1 pseudogene is annotated in these 1,236 nt (G+C 64.1%); it reads left to right on the plus strand.

The features are described 5' to 3' along the window. Position 1: 1 nt before the first annotated feature. Positions 2-1,236, plus strand: a pseudogene (locus tag HNO81_RS19920) (pyruvate dehydrogenase (acetyl-transferring), homodimeric type); the annotation flags it as partial.

Below are 1,236 nucleotides of genomic sequence, written 5' to 3' on the forward strand. Positions count from 1 at the left end.
CGTGGCTGCAGGAGAAGATACCTCCCATATCCTCAGCGGGTTGACTAACCAGCTGCCTGATCGTGATCCGGAAGAGACTGCCGAGTGGGTTGAGTCCCTGGATGCGTTGATCAGGGAACAGGGCACTGAGCGTGCCCAATACATCATGCGGAGCCTGTTGCAGCGCGCGGGCGCGCAGAGCGTGGGGGTGCCGATGGTGACCACCACCGATTACGTGAACACGATCCCGGTGGACCAGGAAGCTGCGTTCCCGGGCAACGAGGAGTTCGAGCGCCGGTACCGGGCGTACATGCGGTGGAACGCCGCGGTCATGGTGCACCGGGCGCAGCGGCCCGATATCGGGGTCGGCGGGCATATCTCCACCTATGCCGGGGCCGCGACCCTGTACGAGGTCGGCTTCAACCACTTCTTCCGCGGCAAGGACCACCCCGGCGGCGGGGACCAGGTCTTCTTCCAGGGCCACGCTTCCCCGGGCATGTACGCCCGGGCGTTCATGGAAGGACGCCTGTCCGAGGAAGACCTGGACGGGTTCCGGCAGGAAAAGTCCCGTGAGGGCCACGCCCTGTCCTCGTACCCGCACCCGCGGCTGATGCCGGCGTTCTGGGAGTTCCCCACCGTGTCCATGGGCATCGGGCCGATGAACGCGATCTACCAGGCGCAGAACAACCGCTACCTGCACAACCGGGGCCTGAAAGACACCTCGGACCAGCAGGTCTGGGCGTTCCTGGGTGATGGTGAAATGGATGAACCCGAATCCCGGGGCCTGCTCCAGCTCGCCGCGAACGAGAACCTGGACAACCTGAACTTCGTGATCAACTGCAACCTCCAGCGCCTGGACGGACCGGTCCGTGGCAACGGCAAGATCATGCAGGAACTCGAAGCGTTCTTCCGCGGCGCGGGCTGGAACGTGATCAAGGTCGTGTGGGGCCGGGAGTGGGATGACCTGCTGACCCGTGACGCCGACGGGTCCCTGGTGAAAATCATGAACGAAACCGTTGACGGGGACTACCAGACCTACAAGGCCGAGTCCGGCGGGTTCGTCCGCGAACACTTCTTCGGGAAAACCCCGCAGACCAAGGACCTCGTCGCGGACCTCACCGATGACCAGATCTGGAACCTCAAACGCGGCGGCCACGACTACCGCAAGGTCTACGCCGCCTACAAAGCCGCCACCGAATTCAAGGGCAAACCCACCGTCATCCTCGCCCACACCGTCAAAGGCTACGGACTCGGACC

Source organism: Pseudarthrobacter sp. C4D7, from assembly GCF_013359725.1.
In the GTDB taxonomy this organism is placed as follows: Bacteria; Actinomycetota; Actinomycetes; order Actinomycetales; family Micrococcaceae; genus Arthrobacter.